The sequence below is a fragment of the Catenovulum agarivorans YM01 genome, assembly GCF_000281085.1.
GTDB lineage: Bacteria > Pseudomonadota > Gammaproteobacteria > Enterobacterales > Alteromonadaceae > Catenovulum > Catenovulum agarivorans.
Genome location: NZ_JH767535.1, coordinates 60,970 through 64,723 on the forward strand (window position 1 = coordinate 60,970; position 3,754 = coordinate 64,723).

Below are 3,754 nucleotides of genomic sequence, written 5' to 3' on the forward strand. Positions count from 1 at the left end.
TAGAAGCAGAAGCAGAAGCAGAAGCAGAAGTACTAGTTTTGTCCAAGGCTCCAAGTGTCCATAAAGTCACGGTTGAAGACCAATCAAATGTCGAAGTAGCTTATGGAACTGAGCAGACAGAGTTATTAGATTCAGCTGATTACTTCAAAAAAGAATATGAAGAAAGGCTTGCACAGTTAGCGAAAAACCTGCTTGTTGATCGGCCAGGTATAACGCTTCATTCCCTAGCATTGGAGATCGCTAATTTACATGGCCTTAAGAAAACCAGTAGAAAGCAGATTGATCACCTGGAACAACTCGTTAGGCCGTTTGCTGGAATTAAACGTAATGAAGACTACTCTCCAACTCTATGGATATCGCCAGACCGTATAGTTGACCTTATTGATTGGCGAGGTATTGAGCCTTTTGGTTTTGAGCGTAAGTGGAGTGAATTAGCTTATGAAGAAGCGCTTGGGTTAGCAAAATTTGCGTTGAAAAAAGATGCTGACAGTGCAGTTGATATTATGTGTGAAGAGCTTGGTATAAAGAGACGTCACGAAACGACCGTAAAGCAATTTAATTTATGGATTGAAGAGTATAAGAAACTTCAACCTCAATTAGCTTAACTTTTACTAAGCGTTGTGAAGGTTTGAATGATGACTTGCTATGCGGATATTGTATAGCAAGGATCGAACAGTGAATCAAAAGGTATCAAATTCACAAATTCATGAGCGTCCGCTTCTGACATTTAGTTGAGGCCCCGTGATGTTTTGAAATAGTACTTAGTTGATATTCCTGTTAAGTACTAATGTTTGACTGTCGCCTCCAAGTTTTAAATTTGAAGCGGGTTTACATATTGTAAACCCGTGTGGAAGGGGTTATAGTTTACATATTGTCAACTACTAGATTGCAGCATGCACGTAATATCTAAAAAGCCTTTTGATGAAGCGATCAAACAATATCCACAACATGCAAAGGCCGTATTGCAAGCTTATGAAACGCTAAAAAAAGCAAACTGTGCCAACCCGCTGGAATTGAAGGAAATATTTAAAAGTTTAGATAATTTTAAATACAAGGATAAATGGTACGTTATTGATATTTCGGGTAATCATTTAAGGCTTCTAGCGTTTATCGAATTTAGAGCGGGCAAAATGTTTGTAAAACATATAGTGAGTCATGCTGAATATGACAAGCTGTGTGATAGGTATGCAAGGGGTGATTTATGAATCTACAACGCATTGAACAAAGTATTAGTACAATTGCTGCTGAAGCCGCTTTTATATTTCATATAGACAATAGCGCGCAACATCAGCAAGCATTGGAGTTGATGGAGCAGTTAATTGAAGATTACGATAAACACCAAGCTTTAATTGAACTACTTTGCTCTAGTATTGAAAAATACGAAGCGTCTGCATCTGAATTTAATGCATTTAACCAAAAGCTCGCTGAAATTGAGTCAGGGGTTGCCGTGTTAGCCGTGCTTATGGAACAGCACAACCTAAAAACAACAGATTTTCAAAACGAAATAGGTGGTAAAAGTTTAGTATCACTCATACTAAACGGTAAGCGTTCGTTAAATCTAAACCATATTCGTAAACTTTCACAAAGGTTTAGTTTACCGCCACAACTCTTTATTTAAATAACCCAACAGTCAGGTTTAATCACCAACCTGACTGTTAGTAAACTAGATAACTCTTTTACTTACGACGCCACTGAGTACCGCTCGGGCCATCTTCTAACACTATACCCATAGCCGTTAGTTTATCGCGTGCTTCGTCAGCAAGTGCCCAGTTTTTGTCTTTACGTGCTTGTAACCTTTGCGCGATTAAAGCTTCAATTTCCGCAACTTCATCATCTTGCGCATCTACACCACCTTTGAAAAAGTCTTCTGGTGATTGCTGCAAAATACCCAATAAATTGGCTAGGCTAACCAGCACTTGCGCTTTAGCTTTGGCCGCTGCTGCATCTGTGTTTTTAACTGCATTAATTTCTTTGGCTAGCTCAAATAATACAGATAAAGCAACCGGGGTGTTAAAGTCATCATCCATTGCTTGGCAAAAAGCGGCTACTTTTTCATCTTGTAAATCAAGCTCTGATGTTGCTTGTGCATCTAAACCACGCAGAGCTGTGTATAAACGCTCTAGTGCCGCATGTGCTTGATTTAAATTTTCGTCTGAGTAATTTAATTGGCTACGATAATGGCCAGATACCAAGAAATAACGCACGGTTTCGCCAGCATATTTTTGCAAAACATCACGTATAGTAAAGAAGTTACCGAGTGATTTACTCATTTTCACTTGGTCTACTTGCACCATGCCTGAGTGCATCCAATAATTTACATAGGGTGTTTCAAGTGCACAGCATGATTGGGCAATTTCATTTTCGTGATGAGGGAAGGCTAAATCAGAGCCGCCACCATGAATATCAAAATGATTACCTAATACTTGGCTGTTCATCGCTGAACATTCAATGTGCCAACCTGGACGGCCTTCACCCCAAGGTGATGACCAGCTTGGTTCACCCGCTTTAGCCATTTTCCACAATACAAAATCCAGTGGGTTGCGTTTGTTGTTGTCTAATTCAACACGTGCGCCAGCTTGTAATTGAGTTAAATCTTGTTTGCTCAGTTTGCCATAATCAGCGTAACTGGAAACATCAAACATTACGTCACCGTTTGGTGCAACATAAGCGTGATTTTTGCTAATTAAGGTTTCAACCATGTCAATAACATCGTGCATATGCGCGGTTACGCGTGGTTCAACATCAGGGCGCAATAAATTAAGCGCATCAAAATCTTGGTGCATATCGGCTATGGTGCGCTCGGTTAAATCGCCACAGGTTTCACCGTTTTCAATTGCACGGGCGATAATTTTGTCGTCAACATCTGTGATGTTACGTACATAATTAACGTCAAAACCTTTAAAGCGAAAGTAACGCACCATGTTGTCAAAAGCTAAATAGGTACGTGCGTGACCAATATGGCACAAGTCATATACAGTTACGCCGCATACATATAAACCAATTTTACCTGGGGTAATTGGTGTGAAAGTTTGTTTTTCGCGACTTAGCGTATTGTATATCTGTATCATAGGTCGTTTTATTATCCGTTTTAGGGGTTAACAAGCTAAATAGAGGCGGCATTTTACCTGTTGTCGGCGCAAAAGTTAAAACTTTTGTTATCTTTATCCTCACGCCAGTTGGGTATACAATAGCGCCATCTTTTATCCCAACACATTGAGATACCTATTATGATTACTTTCACTACCAATTTTGGTGACATTAAAATTAATCTTTTTGCTGATAAAGCGCCTGAAACTGCAGCAAACTTTTTGCAATACGCAAAAGATGGTTTTTACAACAACACTATTTTCCACCGTGTAATTAACGGTTTTATGATCCAAGGCGGTGGTATGGAAGCAGGTTTGGTTGACAAACAAACACGTGCGCCAATTAAAAATGAAGCAAACAATGGTGTAAGCAATAAAATTGGCACTTTAGCTATGGCGCGCACTATGGACCCGCATTCAGCAACTGCTCAATTCTTCATTAACGTTGCTGACAATACTTTCTTAGATTTTAGAGCAGAGTCAATGGACGGTTGGGGATACTGTGTATTTGGTGAAGTTGTTGAAGGTATGGATGTTGTAAACAAAATTAAAGAAGTTAAAACTGGCAACCATGGCATGCACCAAGACGTACCAGTTAAAGATGTAGTTATTACTGCAACTAAAGTAGAAGAATAATCTACTAGTGATTTCGGATTTTGCTGTGGCAG

The 3,754-nt window shown here is 39.4% G+C and carries 5 protein-coding genes; 4 read left to right on the forward strand and 1 reads right to left on the reverse strand.

Annotated elements, in window-relative coordinates; all coding sequences use genetic code 11:
- From WSC_RS0117275 to WSC_RS0117285, 3 genes are all read left to right on the forward strand, one after another.
- The coding region (locus WSC_RS0117275; protein WP_169315487.1) for a hypothetical protein at window positions 1-605 on the forward strand (605 nt) is incomplete at its 5' end.
- A gap of 288 nt (window positions 606-893) precedes the next feature.
- The gene (locus tag WSC_RS0117280) at window positions 894-1,205 is read left to right on the forward strand and encodes a type II toxin-antitoxin system HigB family toxin (protein ID WP_016957209.1); all 312 of its coding nucleotides are present in this window, start codon (window positions 894-896) and stop codon (window positions 1,203-1,205) included.
- Entirely contained in the window at window positions 1,202-1,618 is a 417-nt protein-coding gene (locus tag WSC_RS0117285; RefSeq protein ID WP_016957210.1) for a helix-turn-helix domain-containing protein, read from the forward strand. Before WSC_RS0117280 ends, WSC_RS0117285 begins: the two co-directional genes overlap by 4 nt.
- A gap of 58 nt (window positions 1,619-1,676) precedes the next feature.
- Here WSC_RS0117285 and cysS read toward each other — a convergent pair whose 3' ends face one another.
- Window positions 1,677-3,068, reverse strand: coding sequence for a cysteine--tRNA ligase (gene cysS / locus WSC_RS0117290; RefSeq protein WP_016957211.1), 1,392 nt, complete (start codon window positions 3,066-3,068; stop codon window positions 1,677-1,679).
- Between the two features lie 159 nt (window positions 3,069-3,227).
- Here cysS and WSC_RS0117295 point away from each other — a divergent pair, with 159 nt between their 5' ends.
- Complete coding sequence (locus WSC_RS0117295) at window positions 3,228-3,722, forward strand: peptidylprolyl isomerase (protein ID WP_016957212.1); 495 nt, start codon at window positions 3,228-3,230, stop codon at window positions 3,720-3,722.
- The last annotated feature ends 32 nt before the right edge of the window (window positions 3,723-3,754 follow it).

Excerpts from the sequence above, each read along its gene's own strand:
- WSC_RS0117280 (WP_016957209.1), top strand. The coding sequence starts at position 894 with ATGCACGTAATATCTAAAAAGCCTTTTGATGAAGCGATCAAACAATAT.
- WSC_RS0117285 (WP_016957210.1), top strand. The coding sequence starts at position 1,202 with ATGAATCTACAACGCATTGAACAAAGTATTAGTACAATTGCTGCTGAA.
- cysS (WP_016957211.1), bottom strand. The coding sequence starts at position 3,068 with ATGATACAGATATACAATACGCTAAGTCGCGAAAAACAAACTTTCACA.
- WSC_RS0117295 (WP_016957212.1), top strand. The coding sequence starts at position 3,228 with ATGATTACTTTCACTACCAATTTTGGTGACATTAAAATTAATCTTTTT.